Annotated in this window: 21 protein-coding genes; 13 read left to right on the forward strand and 8 right to left on the reverse strand. The window is 71.0% G+C overall.

Features of this window, described 5'->3' with window-relative positions; translation table 11 throughout:
• Positions 1–17: 17 nt before the first annotated feature.
• Positions 18–896 carry a hypothetical protein gene (locus AB0L65_RS53605; RefSeq protein ID WP_364263648.1) on the forward strand — a complete coding sequence of 293 codons (879 nt, stop codon included), beginning with the start codon at positions 18–20 and terminating at the stop codon, positions 894–896.
• Here AB0L65_RS53605 and AB0L65_RS53610 read toward each other — a convergent pair.
• Both AB0L65_RS53610 and AB0L65_RS53615 read right to left on the reverse strand, forming a co-directional pair.
• Positions 889–1,506: a helix-turn-helix domain-containing protein gene (locus tag AB0L65_RS53610; RefSeq protein WP_350738510.1), complete on the reverse strand. Its 618-nt coding sequence runs from the start codon at positions 1,504–1,506 to the stop codon at positions 889–891. The two genes, AB0L65_RS53605 and AB0L65_RS53610, sit on opposite strands and share 8 nt — an antisense overlap.
• Before the next feature lie 56 nt (positions 1,507–1,562).
• Positions 1,563–1,958 (reverse strand): hypothetical protein, encoded by a 396-nt coding sequence (locus AB0L65_RS53615; RefSeq protein WP_364263651.1) that lies wholly within the window; start codon positions 1,956–1,958, stop codon positions 1,563–1,565.
• Positions 1,959–2,059: 101 nt separating this feature from the next.
• Here AB0L65_RS53615 and AB0L65_RS53620 point away from each other — a divergent pair, with 101 nt between their 5' ends.
• Together AB0L65_RS53620 and AB0L65_RS53625 are read left to right on the forward strand one after the other, a co-directional pair.
• A complete protein-coding gene (locus AB0L65_RS53620) occupies positions 2,060–2,680 on the forward strand; it encodes an HAD family hydrolase (protein ID WP_364263654.1) in 621 nt (206 codons plus the stop codon).
• An 89-nt stretch (positions 2,681–2,769) separates the two neighbouring features.
• Complete coding sequence (locus AB0L65_RS53625) at positions 2,770–3,165, forward strand: cold-shock protein (RefSeq protein ID WP_185068960.1); 396 nt, start codon at positions 2,770–2,772, stop codon at positions 3,163–3,165.
• An 11-nt stretch (positions 3,166–3,176) separates the two neighbouring features.
• On the opposite strand, the gene AB0L65_RS53630 is transcribed toward AB0L65_RS53625, so the two are convergent.
• A complete protein-coding gene (locus AB0L65_RS53630) occupies positions 3,177–4,691 on the reverse strand; it encodes an MFS transporter (protein WP_350738503.1) in 1,515 nt (504 codons plus the stop codon).
• A gap of 125 nt (positions 4,692–4,816) precedes the next feature.
• On the opposite strand from AB0L65_RS53630, the gene AB0L65_RS53635 reads away from it, so the two are divergent.
• Both AB0L65_RS53635 and AB0L65_RS53640 read left to right on the forward strand, forming a co-directional pair.
• Complete coding sequence (locus AB0L65_RS53635) at positions 4,817–5,620, forward strand: DUF3027 domain-containing protein (RefSeq protein ID WP_364263657.1); 804 nt, start codon at positions 4,817–4,819, stop codon at positions 5,618–5,620.
• A gap of 56 nt (positions 5,621–5,676) precedes the next feature.
• Entirely contained in the window at positions 5,677–8,721 is a 3,045-nt protein-coding gene (locus tag AB0L65_RS53640; RefSeq protein WP_364263660.1) for a hypothetical protein, read from the forward strand.
• A 43-nt stretch (positions 8,722–8,764) separates the two neighbouring features.
• On the opposite strand, the gene AB0L65_RS53645 is transcribed toward AB0L65_RS53640, so the two are convergent.
• Positions 8,765–10,213, reverse strand: a complete 1,449-nt coding sequence (locus AB0L65_RS53645; protein ID WP_364263663.1) for an alpha/beta hydrolase — start codon at positions 10,211–10,213, stop codon at positions 8,765–8,767.
• A 93-nt stretch (positions 10,214–10,306) separates the two neighbouring features.
• Positions 10,307–10,516: a DUF2530 domain-containing protein gene (locus tag AB0L65_RS53650; RefSeq protein WP_364263666.1), complete on the reverse strand. Its 210-nt coding sequence runs from the start codon at positions 10,514–10,516 to the stop codon at positions 10,307–10,309.
• Between the two features lie 83 nt (positions 10,517–10,599).
• Between AB0L65_RS53650 and AB0L65_RS53655 the strand changes: the two genes are divergently transcribed.
• The 4 genes from AB0L65_RS53655 (at position 10,600) to thpR (ending at position 14,482) form a co-directional block, all read left to right on the forward strand.
• On the forward strand, positions 10,600–12,042 hold the full coding sequence (locus AB0L65_RS53655; RefSeq protein WP_364263669.1) for an NCS2 family permease: 1,443 nt from the start codon (positions 10,600–10,602) through the stop codon (positions 12,040–12,042).
• A gap of 118 nt (positions 12,043–12,160) precedes the next feature.
• Positions 12,161–12,613: a MarR family transcriptional regulator gene (locus tag AB0L65_RS53660; protein ID WP_355376980.1), complete on the forward strand. Its 453-nt coding sequence runs from the start codon at positions 12,161–12,163 to the stop codon at positions 12,611–12,613.
• Positions 12,614–12,636: 23 nt separating this feature from the next.
• A complete protein-coding gene (locus tag AB0L65_RS53665; protein WP_364263672.1) occupies positions 12,637–13,860 on the forward strand; it encodes an MFS transporter in 1,224 nt (407 codons plus the stop codon).
• A 52-nt stretch (positions 13,861–13,912) separates the two neighbouring features.
• On the forward strand, positions 13,913–14,482 hold the full coding sequence (gene thpR, locus AB0L65_RS53670) for an RNA 2',3'-cyclic phosphodiesterase (RefSeq protein ID WP_364263675.1): 570 nt from the start codon (positions 13,913–13,915) through the stop codon (positions 14,480–14,482).
• 95 nt (positions 14,483–14,577) lie between these two features.
• On the opposite strand, the gene AB0L65_RS53675 is transcribed toward thpR, so the two are convergent.
• Complete coding sequence (locus tag AB0L65_RS53675; RefSeq protein ID WP_364263678.1) at positions 14,578–15,546, reverse strand: aldo/keto reductase; 969 nt, start codon at positions 15,544–15,546, stop codon at positions 14,578–14,580.
• Between the two features lie 88 nt (positions 15,547–15,634).
• Between AB0L65_RS53675 and AB0L65_RS53680 the strand changes: the two genes are divergently transcribed.
• A complete protein-coding gene (locus AB0L65_RS53680; protein ID WP_364263681.1) occupies positions 15,635–16,903 on the forward strand; it encodes an MATE family efflux transporter in 1,269 nt (422 codons plus the stop codon).
• On the opposite strand, the gene AB0L65_RS53685 is transcribed toward AB0L65_RS53680, so the two are convergent.
• On the reverse strand, positions 16,900–18,045 hold the full coding sequence (locus AB0L65_RS53685; RefSeq protein WP_364263684.1) for a hypothetical protein: 1,146 nt from the start codon (positions 18,043–18,045) through the stop codon (positions 16,900–16,902). The two genes, AB0L65_RS53680 and AB0L65_RS53685, sit on opposite strands and share 4 nt — an antisense overlap.
• Entirely contained in the window at positions 18,042–18,569 is a 528-nt protein-coding gene (locus tag AB0L65_RS53690) for a SigE family RNA polymerase sigma factor (protein WP_364263687.1), read from the reverse strand. The genes AB0L65_RS53685 and AB0L65_RS53690 overlap by 4 nt, the downstream gene beginning before the upstream one ends.
• Before the next feature lie 89 nt (positions 18,570–18,658).
• Here AB0L65_RS53690 and AB0L65_RS53695 point away from each other — a divergent pair, with 89 nt between their 5' ends.
• From AB0L65_RS53695 to AB0L65_RS53705, 3 genes are all read left to right on the forward strand, one after another.
• Entirely contained in the window at positions 18,659–19,705 is a 1,047-nt protein-coding gene (locus AB0L65_RS53695) for a hypothetical protein (protein ID WP_364263690.1), read from the forward strand.
• A gap of 114 nt (positions 19,706–19,819) precedes the next feature.
• Complete coding sequence (locus AB0L65_RS53700) at positions 19,820–21,070, forward strand: MFS transporter (protein WP_364263693.1); 1,251 nt, start codon at positions 19,820–19,822, stop codon at positions 21,068–21,070.
• A 2-nt stretch (positions 21,071–21,072) separates the two neighbouring features.
• The gene (locus AB0L65_RS53705; RefSeq protein WP_364263696.1) at positions 21,073–21,960 is read left to right on the forward strand and encodes an NAD(P)H-binding protein; all 888 of its coding nucleotides are present in this window, start codon (positions 21,073–21,075) and stop codon (positions 21,958–21,960) included.
• Positions 21,961–21,973: the final 13 nt, after the last annotated feature.

Below are 21,973 nucleotides of genomic sequence, written 5' to 3' on the forward strand. Positions count from 1 at the left end.
GGGCAGCATTGCTTGACGTGATAGAGCGCGCGGACCAGCTCGTCCTGAACTACGTCTCCAAGGCGGCCGATGCCGCCCACGGCGTGCTCAGGGCCGACCAGCGGCTCGACTTCGCCAAACGACTGCGCGCCAGGATCGAGGAGGAGCGGCGCGGCAGCCAGAACGCGCGCGAGGTGTCGAAGGTGCTGGCCAGGTTCGGCGACCCGGTGGCGCTGGTGGAGCGCGAGGCGCGCCGGCTCGCCGAGGCGGGCGTCCCCACCATGCGCGCCGAGGCGGGCGTTCCCGCCATGCGCGCCGCCGAGGAAGGTCCGCCGGCGCAGCCCTCCGGGGCCCAAAGCACCGGGGATCAGGGCTCCACGCGGCGCTTCCCCACGATCGTGGACGACGCCGACGCGCCCCCTGGCGTCCAGACGTACCGGAGGATCGCCAGGGAGAGCCTCGACAGGGGCCGGGGCCTGCCGTTCGCCGGGCTGCGCAGGATGGCCATGTCCAGCGCGAACCCCATGACGACCGGCGGCAGGGACGCCAGGACCCTGGTCAAGGAGCATCCGCGCGACGCCGGCGCGATGGTCGTCCTCGTGGTGGCCGCGCTGCTGCTGCCGTTCGACCTGCCGCCGCTGGCGATCTTCGAGATCCCCGTGCTGGTGTGGGCGGCCGGGGCGGTGCTCGTGCTGTTCAGCGAGAGCTGGAGCCTGCGCGACAAGCTGCTCGGGATCGGGGCGCCGCTGCTCGGCTACTCGGCGGGCGGCGTGCTCGTCGGTGGCCTGCGGGTGGGGAGCGAGCCGGGGTTGCAGGCGTTCTTCGCGCAGTTCTACAGCGTCAGCGGCACCATGTTCATGATCGGTACGGGGCTGGGCGTGGTGTGGCTGGCCTACCGGCTGCTCGACGTCAGCTGACCGGCGCGGGGCTGGGCAGCAGGCCGACCGCCAGGCGCACCCACCCGGCGACGAACTGGTCCTTGTCCGCGTAGCCCGGCAGCTCGCCCACCGTCTCCTGGAACAGCCGGTAGTGCACCACCGAGCCGCCCAGCACCACGGAGATGCCGGCCCAGTCGACCTCGACGTCCTTGTACTCGGGCTGCGCCCTGAACCAGGTGACGATCGCGTCGAACATGGGCTGCAGCAGCCCTTCCCTGACCACGGCGACCAGCTCGGGGAACTGGCTCAGGTCGCGGAAGAACACCCGCGTCAGCTCGGACTCCTCGCGGACCTTGGCCAGCCCGGCGCGGCACAGGTGGGACAGGCGATCCTCCAGCGCCGCCGACGCCTCCATGCTGCTCAGCTCGGCCAGGCTCTCCGCCACCTGGCTCCTGGTGCGGGTGGCGTGCTCGTTGATCGCCGCGGCGAGCACTTCGTACTTGGACTTGAAGTGCCGGTAGAGTCCGCCGGCTCCGGGCGAGAGCCCTGAGGCGGCCTCGATCTCCGCCACGGAGGTGGCGGAGTAGCCCCGCTCCGCGAACAGCCGCAGGGCCTCATCGATGATCCGCGCACGGGTCGATCTGGTCATATCTATCCTGTTACCTCCGCCTTGAGAGTAGTCGCAGTGTGTGGCGGGGACCGCACTTACGGAGCGGCGCGCCGGATCAGGCCCGCCAGCGCCGAGCCGATGATCAGCCAGACGATCGCGGCCAGGCCGTAGTTGACCAGCGCGGTCCAGCGCGGGTCGGCGAGCTGGAACAGGTTGGCCAGGCCCAGCGACAGCCAGGCGGCGAGCGACTCGACGAACTGGTACCAGACGTTGGCCGGGTTGGCCTTGAACACCGTGAAGACCGCGTACAGGATCACGACCAGCGCCGCCATCCGCGAGGCGACCTTGACCAGATAGGCCAGGGCCGACACGGTCCGGCTCCAGACCGTCACGGTCGGGCCGCCGGGCCGGGCGGGTCTGTGCGGGCGCGGCGGGTCGGAGGAGGCGACGAGCCGGTCTCCGGCGTGCGGCGGTTGGGGGGCGTTGGTCACGGCCGCTCCTCTCCGATAAGTAATTCCTTTCTTCCCATTCCCACGGTCCCACAACAAGAGGCCGTTACGGGTCGTTGGACGGCGTTTGGCATCCTGCACATGTGACGACTTCCGTTGGATTCGACCTTGACATGACATTGGCGGACACGCGAGAGGGCATCGCGGCCGTTTACGACGAGCTGTCCGTGCGTTTGGGCGTGCCCATTGACTCGGCCGCGGTGGTGACCCGGCTGGGGCCGCCGCTGGAGGTGGAGCTGGCCAACTGGCTGCCCGCCGAGGAGGTCGCCGCGGCCGCCGACCTTTATAGGGAGATATATCCGCAAATAGGGGTGCCGGTGCACACGGCCATGGCAGGCGCGTACGACGCCATCGAGGCCGTACGCGCAGGCGGCGGCCGGGTGATCGTGGTGACCGGCAAGAACCTGCGTGACGCCATCGGCACGGTCAAGGTGCTCGGTCTCGCCGTGGACGAAGTGGTCGGTTCCGTTTTCGGAGCCGCGAAGGGATCGGCACTCGCGCGGTTCGGCGCGGCGGCTTATGTTGGTGACCATGTCGCGGACATCGAGGCGGCGCGCGCGGGCGGCGCCGTGAGCGTGGCGGTCGCGACCGGTCCATACACGGCAGGAGAGCTGCGTGAACACGGAGCCGATGTGGCGCTGGCCAACCTGACCGAATTCGCCACCTGGTTCGCAGGTTGGCGCAAGCATGATGAACTCCGGTAATTGCCCGGGATTTACCCGGTCGCCCTGGCGCGCTCCGGGGCATAACCTACATCCATCCATCTTTTCGACTGTTTGAACGAGGTCCTCCTGTGCCGAGTGGCAAGGTCAAGTGGTACGACGCCGACAAGGGTTTCGGCTTCCTCACCCGCGACGACGGCGGTGAGGTCTTCGTGCATTCCTCCGCGCTTCCCACAGGTGCGGCCCCGCTCAAGCCCGGCCAGAAGGTCGAGTTCGGCGTGGCCGAAGGGCGCCGCGGCCAGCAGGCGCTTTCGGTGCGGATTCTCGAGCAGCCGCCGACGCTGGCTAAGCCCAAGCCCAAGGCCAAGCGGAAGAAGCCGGATGAGATGGTCGTCATCGTCGAGGACCTGATCAAGCTGCTCGACGACGTCTCGACGTCCTACCAGCGGGGCAAGCACCCGGAGGCGGCCCACGCCAAGAAGATCGCGCAGGTGCTCAGGGCCGTCGCCGACGACCTCGACGCCTGAGACCCCCGGCGTCAGGTGTTCGGATTGGTGAGGGGTTTGGTCGGGTCGAGCGTGTCGGTCAGCTGGAGCTCCTGACCGCCCGCCTCGGCCCGCTGCCTGCGCAGCTTGTCGTCGGTCGCCCGCACGCGCCGACGCCTGGCGATCAGCAGCCAGCCGAGCGTGGCCGTCAGCGCGACGGCCAGCGTGACCAGCCCGGCCACGCTGCTCTCCGACAGCGACAGCACCAGCCCGACCAGGCCGCCGAACACCCAGGCGAGCTGGAGCATCGCCTCGACCACGCCGAACGTGGACGAGCGCACCTCCTCGCCGATCTCCCGCTGCACGATCGCGTCGAGCGCGAGCTTGCCCAGCTCCTGCGCGAAGGCCGTGACCAGCGAGATGGCCAGCGCGGTCCACAGGCCGAAGAAGATCGCGGTCGCGATGCTGGTCACGACGGTCACGGCCAGCGTGACCAGCACGATCAGCTGCGGCGAGTGATTACGCGTCCAGTTGGCCACGGCGGCGCCGGCCAGGCCCCCCAGCCCGGCCGCGGCCGCCAGCAGCGCGATCGTCTTGGGGATGTCGAAGAACGGATCCTGCAACTGCCCGGCCGCGAGCCAGGGCACCGCCTTGTCCTGCACCAGGAACAGCAGGAAGAACAGCAGGAACCCGGAGAAGACGCGCAGCGCCACGTTGGCCCAGACGGCCTCGGCCACCGCGGGGCCCACCTTGAGCAGGGTGCGCCAGCGCGGCGCGGCTCCCTCCTCCTCCAGGTCGGGCGAGTCGATGTGGCGCGGCAGGCGTACGGCGGCGACTCCCAGCAGCAGGAAGGCCACCATCGCGACGCGCAGCACCAGCGCGCTGCCCAGCCAGGCGGTCAGCCCGGCGCCGAGCGGCACCGCGACCCCCGCGGAGACTAACGTGAACAGCGCCACCCGCGCATTAGCCGACACCAGCGTGATGTCCGCGGGCAGCACGCTCGGCATGATCGCGGCCCGCGACACGTTGTACGCCTTCGACAGCACCAGCACGCCCAGCGCCCCGATGAACAGCGTGGGCAGGTCGCCGGGGCCCACCGCGGCCGCCATCGCGAAGCAGAGCAGCCCCCGCCCGAACAGCGTGCCCGCCATCACGTAGCGCCGCCCCGACCTGAACCGGTCGAGGATCGGCCCCACGAACGGCGCCAGCAGCCCGAACGGCAGCATCGTGATGACCAGGTAGAGGGCCACCGAGCCGCGGGCCTCGCCCACGGGCACGCCGAAGAACACCGTGCTCGCCAGTGCCACCGTGACCAGCGCGTCACTTGCGCTGTTGCCCGCCGACAGCTCGATCAGGCGGCCGAGCCCGGTGCGGCCGGCGCCGTTGGCGTACGTGAGGCGCCGGGTGGCCTTTCCGACTTTTCGCGCGCCTTTTGCCGTGGCTTTGCCCGCCCTGGCCGTGCCGCCGGCCGTGGCCCTGCCCGCGCGCACGGTGGCGCGTCCCGCGTCGGCGGCCCCGCGTGCCACCCGCCGCGAGATGTCGCGTGCCCGGCCCCAGCCTCCCTCCACGCATACCAGTCTTACCTGATTCGTCCGCGATCTCGGTGCGGGATCCCCCGTTGTGGGACTCTCAGGTCCGCCCATGGGTGAGAATGAAGTGTGAGCGAACAGCACCTTTCGGCGGAGGGCCCCCGATGAGCCGCACCAGGGCCCGCGTCTCCGCTCCTGACCAGGCCTGTGTCGCCGCGGTCGATCTGGCGCGCAGCGCGGCCGAGGAGCTCGCGCGGCCGGGCGAGCCCGGCGAGCACCTCGGGTTCGAGGGCGAGGGCGACCGGATCGTCACCCACTACTTCGCCTGCCTCGACCGGGCATACCGCGGCTGGCGCTGGGCCGTCACCGTCACGCGTGCCTCGCGGGCCAAGAAGGTCACGGTCAGCGAGGCCGTCCTGCTGCCCGGCGCGGGCGCGCTGCTCGCGCCCGAGTGGCTGCCGTGGAGCGAGCGCCTGCGCCCCGGCGACCTCGGCGTGGGCGACCTGCTGCCGACCTCTGAAGACGACGACAGGCTCGCGCCGGGCTTCACCGAGACCGACGACGACAGCGGCGACCATCAGGCGGTTTTCGAGTACGGCCTGGGCCGGGCACGTGTGCTCTCGGCCATCGGCAAGGACCTGGCGGCCAGACGCTGGCACTCGGGCGAGCACGGGCCGCACACGCCGATCGCACACGCCGCTCCCGCGCAATGCTCCACCTGCGGCTTCTACTGGCCGCTGGCGGGTGGCTTGCGGCAGACGTTCGGGGTCTGCGCCAATGAGTACGCTCCTGACGACGGCAAGGTCGTCGCCGCCGACCACGGCTGCGGCGCCCACTCCGAGGCCGCCGTCCTGCCGCCGACCGTCGAGCAGGCCACGCCGATCCTCGACGACCTGGGCTATGACCTGATGGAGGAGGAGGCGGGCTCGGTCGACGAGTCGGCCTCCGAAGAACTCGGCCATTCCTGACAGAGCAGGCCGCTAACCTACGCGTGGCCGTTACCCCTCTACCAGGATCGTGATCGATGACCGACACCTATGGCACTGACCGGATGCGAGCCGCCGTCCTCTCCGCGTGGACGGCCTCGCCCGCGAGGTTCCGCGAAGACGCCAACGCCGAAGAGGACTTCGCGCTCGGCGGCTACCGGGACCGGCTGATCGTCGAGCTCGCCCAGAACGCCGCCGACGCGGCCTTGCGCGCGGGTGTGCCGGGGGTGCTGCGGCTGACGCTCAGGGGCGACGTGCTGACGGCCGCCAACACCGGCGCCCCGCTCGACGCGACCGGTGTCGAGGGTCTGTCGACGCTGCGCGTCTCCGGCAAACGCGACGAGGTGGGCGCGGCCGGGCGATTCGGCGTCGGGTTCGCCGCGGTGGTCTCGGTCTGCGACGAGCCCGCCATCTGCTCGCGCGGCAGCGGCGCGGTCCGCTGGTCGCGTTCGGAGACCACGGCCGCGGTGGCGGAGATCCCCGCGCTCGCGGGCGAGCTGGCTGGCCGTTCGGGGCACGTTCCGCTGCTCAGGCTGCCGTTCGACGCGCCGCCGCTCGACGTGCCCGAGGGTTTCGACACCGTCGTACGCCTGCCGCTGCGCGACCCGGTCTGCGTGGACGCGGTCCGGGTCATGCTCGCCGAGACCAGCCCGGCGCTGCTGCTCGGCATGCCGGCGCTGGAGGCCATCGAGATCGACCTCGACGGGTCGGTCCGCACCGTGGCCGCCGACGGCTGGCACGTGGTCTCGGAGTCGGGGGAGTTCACGGCCGAGGAGGTGAGCCGGCTCTTCGCCGACCGGCCCACCGAGGAGCGCGCCCGCCCCTACTGGTCGCTGCGCTGGGCGGTGCCAATCATTGGGCCACTCACCGGCACCGGCGAGCCCGGGCCGCTGCCCGCCGCGGTGCCGCCGGTGGTGCACGCGCCGACGCCCAGCGACGAGCCGCTCGACCTGCCCGCGCTGCTGATCGCGTCGTTCCCGATGGCCACCGACCGGCGCCACTTCGCCAAGGGGCCGCTGGCCGACTTCCTGGTCGAGCGGGTGGCCGACGCCTACGTCCGCCTGCTCCAGGAGCTGCCGCGCACGCCCAAGCTGCTCGACCTGGTGCCGTCGCTGATGGGCAAGGGTGAGCTGGACGCCAGGATCCGCCGGGCCGTGCTGGCCAGGCTGCCCTCGACGCCGCTGCTGCCGGCGCTGTCCGCGCCCGCGCCCGCCGTGCAGACCCCGTCCTTCGCCGACGCGGAGGTCTACGAGCCCGACGCGCAGTGGCAGGTCGAGCACCCCGCCCGTGAGCCCGGGGACGACGGATGGGTGGTCGCGGGCCAGGAGGCCGCCGTGGTGGCCGCCGGTTCCGCCGAGCTGCTCGCGACGGTCGCGGACTTCGTGCCGGGCCTGCTGCCCGCCGGATGGCCCGCCAGGCATCCGGCCATGGCCGCGCTGGGCGTGCGCAGGGTCGAGCTGGCCGACGTGATCGATCTGCTGTCGGGCGAGGCCGTGGAGGCGCGCGAGCCGTCGTGGTGGCGCTCGCTCTACGAGGTGCTGCCCGCCGACGATCCCGAGTCGCTGGGCGCCCTGCCGGTGCCGCTGACCGACGGCCGGCTGGTGCGCGGGCCGCGCGGCACGCTGATCCTCACCGACGGCGGGGCCGAGCTGGACCTCAGCCCGCTGGGGCTGCGCATCGTGCACCCCGAGGCGGCCCACCCCGCGCTGCTCAGGCTGGGCGCGGCCGAGGCCACGCCGCGCACGATCCTCGAAGACCCGCTGACCAAGGCCGCCGTCGCGCAGTCGCTCGACAACCCCGACCCGGAGCCGGTGGCGCGGGCCGTGCTGTCGCTGGTGGAGGCCTCGGCGCTGGCGCCCGGCGAGGCGCCGTGGCTGGCCGAGCTGGCCCTGCGCGGCACCGACGGCGAGCTCTACCCCGCAGGTGAGCTCATGCTGGCCGACGGGGCGCTGGCGGGGCTCCTGGAGCCCGGCACGCACCTCGGGGTGGCCGCCTCCGAGCTGGAGGAGGAGTACGGCGCGCGGGTGCTCGCCGCGGCCGGGGTGCTCGACGGGTTCGCGACCGTCCACGAGGCGGACGTGCTGCTCGACCAGGACGACTGCGACCACGACCTCGACGGCGAGGACGACTGGCTCGACCACGTGCTCGACCTGCTGCCCGAGCTGGGCGTGCCGCCGATGGTGCCGGAGTTCCTGGCGGTGCGCGACCTGGAGCTGGTGGCCGACTGGCCGGCCGCCCTCGCGCTGCTGAGCCGCCCGCCGCTGCGGGCCGCCCTCCACCCGCTGCGGGTGGCCGGCGTGGAGGTGCCGTCCTACACGGCGTGGTGGCTGGCCAACCACCCGGTGCTCGACGGGCGCAAGCCGCTGGAGCTGCGGCTGCCCGGGGCCGACCCGCTGCTCCAGGGCCTCTATGCGGACGCGCCCGCGGGGCTCGACGAGGCCGCGCTGTCGATGCTCGGGGTGCGCACGACGCTGTCCGAGCTGCTCGCCTCCCACGGAGGCCCCGAGGAGCTTCTTGACCTGATGGCCGACCCGGCCGTCGAGGTGGACCGGGCGCAGCTGCGGGCCCTGTGGGTCGCGCTGGCGGGCGTGGACCCGTCGCGGGTGGCTCCGCCGTCCCGGGTCCGCGCGGTCCTGGCGGGCTCCATCGTGGTGGCCGCCGCGGAGGACGTTGTGGTGGTGGAGGCGCCCGACCTGCTGCAGCTCGTGGTGGACCGGCCGCTGGTGCTGGCCCCGTACGACCTGGCGGAGTCCCTGTCCGAGCTGCTCGACCTGCCGCTGGCCGGGGAGCTGACCTCCGGGGAGGTCACCTCGCAGGGCCAGGTGCGCCCGGTGCCCCCGGAGGTGCGGGCGCTGCTGCCGACGGCGCCCACCAGCTACGTGGAGCACGAGAAGCTGCTGGTGGACGGGGTGGAGTGCACGTGGCGCTTCTTCGAGGGCATGGTCCACTGCACCGGTCTCGACGGGCTGGCCCGCGGCCTGGCCTGGGCGACGGGCCAGTGGAACGACCGGCTGGCGGTGGCCGCGCTGCTGCGTGACCCGAAGTCGGTGCCCCTCCTGCTCGCCGAGTCCGACCTGTCCTGACCGGCTCGGTGGGGAGGCGCCCCCGTGGTGCCTCCCCGGAGCGTCAGGCCGCGCAGGCGGTGGACCTGGCGGGCACCTTGCCCTCCAGCACGTACGCGTCCACCGTCCGCATGACGCACGCGTTGCCCGTCAGGTAGGCCCCGTGGCCCTCACCCTCGTACGTGACCAGGACGCCCGTCTTGAGCTGGTCCGTGAGCCGGGTGGCCCACTGGTAGGGCGTGGCCGGGTCGCCCTTGCCGCCGATGACCACGATGGGCCCGGAGCCGGTCGCGTCGATGCGCTTGGCCGCGTCGTCGCCCGGCACCGGCCAGTGGGCGCAGGGAGCGCCCGAGCCCTCCACCGACAGGACCGGGAAGATCTTCTCCACCCGGTCGTTGACCTTGGCGACGTCGGCGGCGGTGGGCCGCTCGGCGGTGTCGGCGCAGCTGATCGCCTGCAGGCTCGTCATCATCGTCGTGTACGTCCCGTCGGCCCTACGCCCCGTGTACGCGTCCGCCAGCATGAGCAGCGCCGTGCCGTTGCCCTTGATCGCCGCCGCGGCGGCCTGCTCCAGCACCTGCCAGGTCGCCTTGGAGTAGAGCGGGGTGATGACGCCGAGCTGGCCCAGCCCGTACGTGAGCTCCCGGTCCCCCACCTTGAGCGGTTTGTCCTTGAGCCCGTCGAGCAGGCCCACGACCGCCTTCTCGACGGCGGCGGGGTCGGCGCCCAGCTCGCAGCTCTGCGCCACGCAGTCCTCGGCGAACGCCTGGAACGCGTGGTCGAAGCCCTCCGCCTGCGTCACCGCCCGCTGCTCCCACGTGACCGTGGGGTCGAAGGCGCTGTCCAGGACGAAGCGGCCGACGTTCTTGGGGAACTGGGTGGCGTACACGGCGCCGAGGTGCGTGCCGTACGAGAGGCCGAAATAGTTGAGCTGCTTGTCGCCGAGCGCGGTCCTGAGCAGGTCGAGGTCCTTGGCGGCGTTCACGGTGCCGACGTACGGCAGGAGCTTGCCCGAGTCCTGCCGGCACGCCGCCGCGAACTCCCCGGCCAGCCGGTCCCCGTCGGCCTCGGTCGTCGACGCGAGCAGCTTGGCGATCTGGCCGCCGCACCTGACGCCGGAGCTGCGGTCGACGCCGCGCGGGTCGAAGCTGACCAGGTCGTAGCGGGTGCCCAGGCTCCCGAACGCCCTGGCGGCCTGCGCCATCGTGTCCACGCCGGAGGCGCCGGGGCCGCCGAAGTTGAAGACCAGCGAGCCGAGGCGGTCGCCGGTGGCCTTGACGCGGATGAGCGCGAGGCCGATCTTGTCACCGTCCGGTCTGGCGTGGTCGAGCGGGACCTGGAGCTTGCCGCACTCGACGCCGGGGGCGGGGGGCGCCGGATTGCCGTCCGGGCCCATGAGGTCGGTGCAGGTGCTCCACGCGACCGTACCCGGCTCCTGGGCGGGCCGGTCGGCCGTGCCGCAACCGGCGAGCACCACCGCGCTCAGGAGGACTGTCCCTATGGCCTTCTTCATGCTGACAAGCATGCTGAAGCCGGGATAAGCCGAGGTAGTGGGTGAAAACACCACATCCGGATGACTTCAGCGAAGCGCTGGAGATGACGAATGTCAGTTTCGCTGCCGCCGGCGTACGAACCACATGCCGAAGAGCCCGAAGCCGATCCCGGTCACGCAGGTCCAGATCCACCAGGTGTTCTCGGGGGCGGGACGGAAGATCAACAGGGCGACCAGCACGACGGCCCAGACCGCGGTGCCGACGGCGACGGCGGCCGTGTCGTTGGTCTTGATCGGCTCCGGATCGGGATGCCACTGCTTCACGTTGTCCAGCCTAGCTTGCAATAGGGTCTCGATCTCATTACCGACTCTTTCCGCAGCTCATCCTGCCTGTCACTGTTCGCGTCGTGAGCGACACTCGTAACGCTATCGACCGTTTCTTCCAAATCTCCCAACGAGGCTCGACCGTCTCCCGTGAGGTGCGGGGCGGCCTGGCCACGTTCTTCACCATGGCCTACATCGTGGTGCTGAACCCCATCATCATTGCCAACGGCACAGACGTGCAGAAGCAGGTCATCGGCGACGGCACGACGCCCAACGTGGCGCTCGTCGCCGCCGGGACGGCCTTCGTGGCGGGCGTGCTGACGATCCTCATGGGCGTCGTCGGCCGGGTGCCCTTCGCGATGGCGGCGGGCCTGGGCCTGAACGCCTTCGTCACCTTCAACATCGCCTCGGTGATGACCTGGGAAGAGGCCATGGGCCTGGTCTTCCTCGAAGGCGTCATCATCGCGATCCTGGTGCTGACCGGGCTTCGGACGGCGGTCTTCCACGCCATCCCGGCCCAGCTCAAGACCGCCATCAGCGTGGGCATCGGCCTGTTCATCGCGTTGATCGGCTTCGTGGACGCCGGCTTTGTGCGGCGCGTGCCCGCCGGACCGCCGCTGGAGATGGGCATCGGGGGCAACCTGACCTCGTGGCCGATCTTCGTGTTCGTGATCGGCCTGCTCGTCACGGCCGTGATGGTGGCGCGCAAGGTCAAGGGCGCCATCCTGATCGGCATCGTCGGCACCACCGTGCTGGCCATCGTCGTGGAGCTGATCACCAAGTCCGGCCAGTTCTCGGCCAAGAACCCCGGCGGCTGGCAGCTGAACGTCCCGACGGTCCCCGACCAGATCTTCGGCTTCCACAACCCGCTCACGCTGTTCACGGAGTTCGACCCGTTCGGCGCGTTCAGCAGGATCTCCGTGCTGCTGGCCGTGCTGTTCGTCTTCACCCTGCTCATCACGGACTTCTTCGACACCATGGGCACCATCGTGGGCGTCGGCCGCCAGGCGGGCCTGGTACAGGAGGACGGGACGCTGCCGCGTACCAGGGAGATCCTGCTCGTCGACTCGATCGGCGCGGCGGCCGGCGGCGCCGGGTCCGTCTCCTCCAACACCACCTACATCGAGTCGGCCGCCGGAGTCGGCGAGGGCGCCCGCACCGGTCTGGCCAGCGTGGTCACCGGGTTGCTGTTCCTCGTGGCGATCTTCTTCGCGCCGCTCGTCACGGTCGTCCCGTACGAGGCCGCCGCGCCCGCGCTGATCGTGGTCGGCTTCCTGATGATGACCTCGATCCGCGACATCGACTGGAACGACTACGAGGTCGCGATCCCGGCGTTCCTCACCGTCGTGATCATGCCGTTCACGTACTCGATCTCCAACGGCATCGGCGCCGGCTTCATCAGCTACGTGCTGATCAAGGCCGTACGGGGCAAGGCGCGCGAGATCCACCCGCTGCTGTGGGGGGTCACGGCGCTGTTCGTCCTGTACTTCGCGATCGGGCCGATCCGGGTGCTCTTCGGAGTCTGAGCACGCCCCCCGAAGCCGCCTCGCGCATGCGGGGCGGCTTCGAGGTACCAAGGAGGTACCAGATATTTGCTTTCGGAAATTTCTCGACATGCCGTATAGTTAGCAAAGGTAATGACACATGCTAACCAAACCCCAGCCCAAGACGGACCTGCGCAGCGACGCAGGCCTGGCTTCAGCCCTGCGCGTCTCAATGGCAAGGCTGACCAGGCGCCTACGACGACAGGCGGCAGCCCACTCGCTGACTCCCACACAGTTCGCGACGCTCGCCGCGGTGGAACGGCATTCCGGGATAACCCCCGGCGAATTGGCCGAGCTCGAGAAGGTTCAGCCACCCTCGATGACGCGCGTGATCGCCGCCCTAGAGGAGCGCGGCCTGGTCTCGCGCAGCCCGCATCCGACCGACCGGCGACAGGTGACCGTGACGATCACCGAGGCCGCCGAGAAGCTGCTGAAGGAGGAGCGGCGCCGCAAGGAGGCGTGGCTGACGCAGCGGCTGAAGGAGCTCTCGCCGGAGGAGCGGGCGGTGCTGCGGCAGGCGGCGCCGATTCTGGAGAAGCTCAGCAGGATATAGAGCCTGAAGAACCCAAGACCGGGATGTTCCGGTCGCTCAGGATTCCCAACTACCGCATGTTCGCGGCAGGTGGCATCGTCTCCAACGTCGGCACCTGGCTGCAGCGCACCGCCCAGGACTGGCTGGTGCTCGACCTCACCCACGGCAGCGCGGCGGCGCTCGGAACGGCGACCGCGCTGCAGTTCCTGCCGATGCTGATCTTCGGGATGTTCGGCGGCGTGCTCGCCGACCGCTACCCCAAGCGGCCCATCCTCATCGCCGCCCAGTCGCTCATGGCCACCCTGGCACTGACCATCGGCGTGCTCACCATGACGGGCTCGGCCCAGGTCTGGCACGTGTACGTGATGGCGTTCCTGCTCGGCCTGATCTCCTGCGTCGAGGTGCCCACGCGGCAGGCGTTCGTGGTCGAGATGGTCGGCCGGCAGGACCTGTCCAACGCCATCGCGCTGAACAGCTCCATCTTCAACCTCGCCCGCGTGGTCGGCCCGGCGCTCGCCGGTGTGCTGATCTACGTGCTCGGCGGCACGGGGCCCATCTTCCTGATCAACGCGACGACCTTCGGCGCGGTGATCTCCAGCCTGGTCTTCATGCGCAGGTCCGAGCTGAACCCCGCCGCGCCCGTGCCCAGGGCCAAGGGCCAGCTCCGCGAGGGGCTCCGGTACGTGATCGAGCGCGAAGAGCTGCTCATGCCGGTGCTGCTGATCGGGTTCGTGTCGATGTTCTCGCAGTCGTTCTCGATGTCGATCGCGCTCATGGCGCGTGAGGTGTTCAAGGCCGGGGCGTCCTCGTTCGGGCTGGCCTCCAGCATGTTCGCGGTGGGGGCGCTCGGGGGCGCGCTGCTCGCGGCGCGCCGGGCGCGACTGTCACGCAAGGTGCTGATGGCCGGGGCGCTCGGGTTCGGGCTCTTCCAGATCGCCACCGGGCTGGCCCCGTTCTACCCCGTCTACCTGCTGCTGCTGATCCCGACCGGGATCGCGCTGATCACCATCAACACGGCCGCCAACGCCAGCGTCCAGATCGCCACGTCCCCGGACATGCGGGGCCGGGTCATGGGGATCTACATGCTGGTGTTCACCGGCGGGGCTCCCGTGGGCGCGCCGCTGATCGGCTGGCTGTCGGAGCTGGGCGGGCCGCGGGCGGGCGTGATCCTGTCCGGCGTGCTGGTGCTGGTCGGCACCGGGCTGGCGATGCTGGTGACGCGCCTGATCACCGCCCGCGTCGCGAAGCCGGCGCTCGCCGTCGCCTGAGCCCCCACCCCTGGGGCCCAGGCGGCAGGTGGGCAAGAGACAATCAGGTGGTATGAGGCTGTTCGCGGCGCTGGTGCCGCCCGACGAGATCCTGGACGAGATCTCGCGCGCCATCGCGCCGCACGTCGGGCAGGTGCCGGGGCTGCGCTGGCCCGACCGTGCCACCTGGCACATCACGCTGGGCTTCTTCGGCGAGGTGCCCGAGCAGGTGCTGCCCGAGCTGGAGGAGCGCCTGGCCCGCGCCGTACACCGCTACAGCGTCCTCGACCTGGCCTTCACCGGCTTCGGCGCCTTCTCCTCCGCCCGCCGGGCCAGGGTCTTCTGGGTGGGCGTCACGGGTGACTCCATGACGAGGCTGGCGGACTCGGTCAAGGCGGGCGCCCGGCGGGCCGGGGCCGTACAGACCGATGAGAAACGGTTCCACCCGCACCTCACGCTGGCCCGCGCCAAGACGGAGACGGACCTGCGCCCGCTGGTCGAGTCGCTGTCCGGGTTCAGCGGCTCGCCGTGGCGGGCCCAGCAGGTCCGTCTCGTCCGCAGTCACGCGGGCAGTCTCACTGGGCCCCAGGTGAGGTACGAGTCACTCGCCGAATGGGCGCTCGCACCCTCCGGGCAGAGCTAGGCTCCAGACCGTGGATCGTCCTCGCATGTGGCTGCTGCCGATTGTGCTCGGCCTGCTCCTGCTCATCGTCGTCGTCGGCGCCCTGGTGAGCTGATCTACCAGGCGTAGTCCTCGGGAGCCGTGCGGTGCCCGGGGAAGATCTCGTCGAGACGGGCCAGCGTGGCCTCGTCAAGGTCGATCTCCAGGGTGCGCAGGCTGCCCTCGAGCTGCTCCAGGGTGCGCGGGCCGATGATCGGCGCGACCACCGCCCGCTGCTTGAGCAGCCAGGCCAGGGCCACGTACGCCGGGTCCTCGCCCAGCTCGTCGCAGAGCTTCTCGTACTGCTCGATCTTGTCGCGGTGCTTCTCGAGCTGCTTGACCATGTGCTCGGAGGCCGAGCGGCCCTTGTCGATCTTGCGCAGCACGCCGCCGAGCAGGCCGCCGGCCAGCGGGCTCCACGGGATCACACCGAGCCCGTAGTCCTCGCACGCGGGCAGGACCTCCAGCTCGACCGCGCGGGTGAGCAGGTTGTAGTGGGACTGCTCGCTGATGAGGCCGTTGACGTTACGCCGGGCGGCCGCCTCCTGGGCCTTGGCGATGTGCCAGCCGGCGAAGTTGGACGACCCCACGTAGATGATCTTGCCCTGCTGGCGCAGGACGTCCATCGCCTCCCAGAACTCCTCGTACGGGGTGTCCCGGTCGACGTGGTGTGCCTGGTAGATGTCGATGTAGTCGGTCTGCAGCCGCTTCAGCGAGGCGTCGCAGGCCCTGCGGATGTTGAGGGCGGACAGCTTCTGGTCGTTGGGCCAGTCGCTCATCTTGCCGTTGAGCTTGGTCGCGATGACGGTCTTCTCCCGGCGCCCGCCGCCCTGGGCGAACCACCGGCCGACGATCTGCTCGGTGATGCCCTCGCCCAGCTTCCAGCCGTAGACATTGGCTGTGTCGAAGAAGTTGATCCCCAGCTCCAACGCCCGGTCCATGATCGCGAAGGAGTCTTCCTCCGTGGTCAGGGGGCCGAAGTTCATGGTGCCGAGGCAGAGCGGGCTCACCTGCAGGCCACTGCGTCCGAGGTTGACGTAATCCATGACTTCAACCCTAAAGACCTGGAGCGCACTCCAGGCCATACACTAGGTCCATGATCTCCCATGGAGCGCTGACGGACCTCCGCGCTTCATGATCGCTTTACTCCGCGCCGCCGTGCCGTTGTTCCTGGCGATGGTCGCGGGCATGGTCGGCTCCCTGGTGGTCACCTCGGTGCTCGGCAAGCATGACACAGTGACGCTGGCCGCGTTCGCGGTCGTGACCGCCGTCCTCAACCCCGCCGGCGCCGCGGTGCAGGGCGCGCTGCGCGGGCTCGGGCCGTTCGTGGCCCCGTACCGGGACGATCCGGCGGCGGCCGTGCCGATCGTGCGGGACGCGCGCTGGCTCAGCCTGGCCACCGGCCTGGTCGGCGCGCTCGCCGTGATCTGCGTGCCGCTGATCGCGAGCGCCACCGGGGTGCCCGGCGAGGTGGTGCGCGAGATGGGCCTGCTGCCGTACTTCCTCGCGGTGTCCCTGCTGGTCTTCGCCTCCACCGGAGGTTCGAGCACCATCCTGATCGCGCTCGGGCACACCCGCAGCGTGCTCTGGCCGACCCTGGTCTCCGGCGTGGTGCTGGGCGGGCTCACCGTCGTGCTGGTGCCGCCGCTCGGGCTCACCGGCGTGGGCCTGGCCTGGCTGATCTCGGGCACGGCGGCGGCGCTCGTGGCGACCTACGGCGTGCGGCGCGCGCTCGGGCGGCCCGTCGGGCAGGCCCGGCCCAGGACCGGCGAGATCGTCGCCCTGGCGAAGGTCAGCATTCCGCTGGCCGGGACCGTGCTCATCAAGTTCGGCGTGCTCGGGGTCGTCACCTTCGCGGCCGGCACCACCAGCACGCGCGACACCGCCGCCCACGCGGTGCTGACCACCCTCACCGGCTTCATCATGATGGCCTCGCTCTCCGTCGCCCAGGCCGCGATGCCGGACGTGGCCCGCGCCCCCGACCCGGCGGGTGCGCGCCGGGCCAACCGCACCGCGGCCCTGCTCGCCGTCATGGGGACGCTCACCGGGGCGGGCCTGCTGCTCGGGCTCGGGGAGCACCTGCTGACGCTGTTCAGCGACGACGCGGCGGTGCGGGAGCGCGTGCTGGGGCTGCTGCCGCTGATGCTGCTGGCGTCGCTGCTGGACGCGGCCCAGGCGGTGCAGGGCTTCGGCCTCACCGCGCTCAAACGCTCCGCCGCCAGCCTGTCCTACTTCGCGATCGGGTACGGGCTGCTGGTCGTGGCCGCCGTACCCGTGGCCAGGGCCTGGGGGATCACCGGCCTCTGGGTGGCCATGGCGGTGGCCAACGGGCTCCTGGTGGTGCTCCAGGGCACCGGTTTCCACCGCCACAGCGCCAGGGTGGGTCGGGTCCTCGTCGGTTAGAAACCCGGCAGGATGAGGTCGCCGGCCCAGGCCTTGTACGTGTACTCGTCGAGCTTGCGGATCCGGCCGGTGCCGACGTCGATCGCGTACGTGGCGTCGCCGAGCGTGGGCATGCCGTCCTTCTTGCCTCCCCAGGACATGTCGCGCAGCACGTCGCTGAGCACCACTTCCGTGGGGCTGCGCCAGCCGCCGATCCGCGGGAAACGGAAGCCCTCCGGGATGTCGGTGAACTCGGCCCTGGACAGAACCTTGCCGGTGGTGACGTCGAGGGTGACGATCGCGTCGAAGTCGCGGGTCACGGTGTGGTCCTTGACCTCCTGGCCGTCGAGGTAGGCCAGCGTGCGCCCGTCCGCGGACAGCTCGCTGACCTGCGACGAAGTCTGGTTCAACGGCGTCACCTTCCCGTCGTCGAACAGCCCCAGCCGGTCCTTGCCGTCAGTGACCACGACCGGGCTCCCGCCGTTGCCGATCCGGCGCACGCGCCACCCCTCGGGGATCTCGGTCACCTGGCCCGTCTCCATGTCCACCATGGAGCTCTTCCGGGCCAGCAGGCCGAGGAAACGCCCGTCGGGGGAGAGCACCAGCACCATCCCGTCCTTCACCATCGTCTCCCGCGTGACGGTCTGCGGAGAGAGCCGGATCCGGCCGTCGGTCAGGTCCCGGACCGCGAACTTCTGGTCCTTCTCGCTGTAGTACGCGACCCGCCTGCCGTCCGAGGAGATCGTCAGGGGGGCGGCGGTGTTCATGTAGTTGTCGGGGACCTGCTCGGTGTACACGCTGAGCGCCTCGGGCATCCGGAAGCTCCCGCCGGTGCTGGTCACCAGCCGCCACTGGGCGCATTCCGTGCCGAAGTCCGGGGTGTTCTTCGGGGTCCACTCCTTGCCGCAGAAGTCGTAGTACGCGTACGCGGCCGGTTCCACGCCGGAGGCGGGCAGCGCGTCCGCGATCTCGCCGCTGAACGTGGCCCCGCCCGGGGCGGTGACCAGGACGCTGGCCGTGACCGCGGCCGCGACCAGCGACGCCAGCCCCGAGCCGAACGTCGCCACCTTCCACCTGCGCGCCCCCCGCACCGCCCGCTCGGCCAGGTCGACCTCGGGCGCCTGGGCGGCGATCAGCTCGAGCTCGTCACGGAACCGGGTCATCGGTAGACCTCCTCGGGATCGACGTCGTGAAGCAGTTCGGCCAGCTCGGGGGCGAGGTCGCGTAAGCGGCCGAGCGCGTGGCTGGTCTGGCTCTTGACCGTGCCGGGCGAGCAGCCGAGCAGGTCGGCGGTCTCGTCGACGCTGCGGTCCTCGTAGTACCGCAGCACCAGCACGGCCCGCTGCCGTGGCGTCAGGCGCAGGAGAGCCCGCTGCAGCGCCATGCGGTGCAGGCTCGCGTCCTCGGGGCCGGCCCCGTGCACGATCTCCGGCGGGTACGCGGTGAGCGTCTCCTTGGCACGCCTGCGCCGCCGCCAGGAGATGTGCTCGTTGACGAGCCCCCTGCGGACGTACGCCTCCGGATTGCCGTCTTTCATCAGCTTCCGCCAGTGCCTGGCCGTCCGCATCAGAACGGTCTGCAGCAGGTCCTCGGCCTGCTGGGCGTCGCCGGTGAGCAGGTACGCGGTACGCATCAGCGCGTGCTGGCGTCCGCGGACGAACTCCCTGAAGCCCTCATATGGGTCCATGCGTCTCCTTTCACCCGCTATCAACGCGGACACGAGCGGCGGCGTTGGAGGTCGGTCTTGGGCGGCGACTCGTGGGGCATGATGTCGGAGTGGGGGATGGAGTGATGCGGGCGCTGGCCGCCGCGGGGGCTGTGGCGATGGCCACGTGTGTGCTGTTCACCGTTCCCGCCCGTGCGGCGGTGGCGGACGAGGGGATGGAGAAGCTTTTCACCTTCAAGGACCCCAAGATCACGGAGTCCAGCGGCCTGGCCGTCTCGCCGACGCACCCGGACACCTACTACACGCACAACGACAGCTCTGCCAGCCCCACCTTCTACGCCGTGGACGGCAAGGGCCGGACGCGGGCCACCTTCCAGGTGAAGGGCGCCCAGGCGAGAGACTGGGAGGCCATGGCCGCGACCAAGGACCCGGCCACGGGGCAGGCCACGCTGTGGTTCGCGGACATCGGCGACAACCTCAACGGGGCCTGGCCGGACGTCTCCATCTACCGCGTGGTGGAGCCCCAGACCATCAAGGACGCCACCCTGCCCGCGACCCGCTACCGCTTCCGCTACGCCGACGGCGGCCGCAACGCGGAAGGCATCATGATCAACCCCAAGACGGGGCGCCTCTACGTGGTGTCCAAGGAGTTCTCGGGGTCCGTCTACGCCGCGCCGAAGAAGCTCCGTACCGACAGGACGAACGTCCTGCGCAAGGTGGCCACCGCGCCCCTCATGGCCACGGACGCCGCCTATGCCCCCGACGGCTCCTCGTACGTCATCCGCACGTACTTCTCCGCCACCCTCTACCGCCCGTCGGGCGAGATGATCACCAGGGTGTCAATGCCGGAGCTGAAGCAGGCGGAGTCGATCACGTACACGGCGGACGGCAAGTCCCTGCTCACGGGCACGGAGGGGCCCCGAAGCCCCGTCTACCGCGTCACGATCCCCGACGCCGCCCGCCCCGCCACCGCCGCCGCCACCCCCAGCCCGACCGCGGCCGCGCGGCAGGCCCCCGCGAAGGACGCGGGCACGACCTCCCAGGCGGCCGTCGACGCGGGCGCGACCGGCTTAACGGCCAAGGACATCCTGATCTGGATCGCCGCCGCCGCGACCGCCCTGGGCACCATCACCTTCATCGCCCGCCGCACCCGCTGACCTCACCCCATCCGGCCCTCGTACGCCGTTCGGAATGATCGATCGTGAAACGCGATCGTTCCGATGAAAAACATGCGTTGGACTCATAGATGCTCCATCGCCCAGGCTGTCCGCATGACGGCGATAAGACCTCGAACGGACGGCCGCCTGTCGCGCGGGCTGCTCCTGCTCATGTCAGTGGCGACCGGGTTGGCGGTCGCCGGAAACTACTTCGCGCAGCCGCTGCTCGACCTGATCGGCCGGGAGCTCGGCGTCGGGCCGTCGCAGGCGGCGCTGGTGGTGACGGCCGCGCAGGGCGGGTACGCGCTGGGGCTGATCCTGCTGGTGCCGCTCGGCGATCTGGTGGAGCGGCGGCGGCTGGCGGTGGCGCTCTACGCGGCGACCGCGGTGTTCCTGCTGGTGTCGGCCACCGCCCCCAACGGCACGGTGCTCCTGGCCGGTACCGCCCTGACCGCGCTGACCTCGGTGGGAGCGCAGGTCGTGGTGCCGTTCGCGGCGACGCTGGCGGACCCGGCCGAGCGCGGCCGGGTGGTCGGCACCGTGATGACCGGGCTGATGCTCGGGCTGCTGCTGGCGCGCACCGCGTCCGGCGCCCTGTCGGAGCTGGGCGGGTGGCGGACGGTCTACTGGGTGAACGCGGCCCTGATGGTGCTGATGGCCGTGCTGCTGCGTACGTTCCTGCCCCGGATCGGCGGGGACGGCGGCCGCCTGACCTACCTCGGCCTGCTGCGCTCGACGGTGGCGATGTTCCGGTATGAACCGCTGCTGCGGTGGCGGGCGGGGATCGGCGCGTTGAGCCTCGCCTCATTCAGCGTGCTGTGGACGGCGCTGACCTTCCTGCTGTCGGGGTCGCCGTACGACTGGCCGGAGTCGGCCATCGGCCTGTTCGGGCTGGTCGGCGTCGTGGGCGCGCTGACCGCCACGGTGGCGGGCCGGCTGGCCGACCGCGGATACGTGCAGGTCGTGACCGGCGCGGGGACGGTGCTGCTGGTGGCGTCCTGGCTGGCGCTCGCGGCGGGGGCGCGGTCCCTGCTTTGGTTGCTCGCCGGCGTGGTCGTGCTGGACCTGGCGCATCAGGCGGTGCTCAACAGCAGCCAGAACGTCCTGTTCGCGCTGCGGCCCGAGGCCCGTAACCGGATCAACTCGGCCTTCCTCACCGTCTTCTTCGCCGGGGGAGCGGTGGGGTCCGCGCTGGCGTCCGTGGTCTGGGTGCACGGGGGCTGGACCGGCGTGTTCGTCCTGGGCGCCGTCCTTTCGGCCGGGACCGTCGTGCTCTGGGCCCTGGAACGCATCACCGTCAAGCGGTCGGCGGGCGAATCCCCGAAGACCGTGCTCCGTACCCCCGCCACCGCCAAAGGAGAATGAACGTGTCACGCACCGTACTGATCACCGGGGCCACCGGAACCGTGTCCACCGCGCTGATCGACGCGCTGAAAGGAACCGAGGTCGGCCTCCGCGCTCTCGTCCGCGACAAATCCAGCGTGGACGGCCTGTCCGAGCGGGGAGCCGAGGTCTTCGTCGGTGACCTCGACGACGCCCGGTCGCTGCCACCCGCCTTCGAGGGCGTGCAGGACGTGTGGCTGCTCACCCCGAACGGCCCGCGCGCCCCGGAGCACAGCATGAACGCCGGGTGGGCCGCCCGCCGGGCGGGGGTGGAGCGCGTCGTCCGCCTGTCCGTCGTCGGCGCGGCGCACGACGCGCCGAACCGCAGCGGCAGGCTGCACGCGCTGTCCGACCAGGAGCTCGAACGGCAGGGCATGCGCTGGACGATCCTGCGCCCGCACTGGTTCATGCAGAACCTGCTGAACGAGGCGGGCGACATCGCCGCCACCGGCACGTTCTCGCTGAACCTGGCCTCGGCACGGATCGGCATGATCGACGTACGCGACATCGCCGGGTGCGCCGCCCGCGTGCTCCTCGACGACCCGGACCGTCACCACGGCGAGACGTACACGCTCACCGGCCCGCGCTCGCTGACGTTCGACGAGGTCGCCGATCAGTTGAGGCTCGCTCTCGGCAGGTCCGTCACGTACCTGCCGGTCGGCGACGACGCCAAGCGCGAGACGCTGCTCGGCTACGGCGTCCCGACCTGGATCGTCGACATGCTGGAGGAGTACGCGCAGGCGTACGCCTCCGGCTGGGGCGACTTCACCACCGACACGGTCGCCGCCCTCCTCGGCCGCCCTCCGCGCGACATCGCCGACTTCGCCCGCGACCACGCCGCAGCGTTCACCCCGACCGGAGGCGCCAAGTGACGCGATCTGCGCG

The organism is Nonomuraea sp. NPDC052116 (assembly GCF_040680035.1).
Taxonomy (GTDB): Bacteria; Actinomycetota; Actinomycetes; order Streptosporangiales; family Streptosporangiaceae; genus Nonomuraea; species Nonomuraea angiospora_A.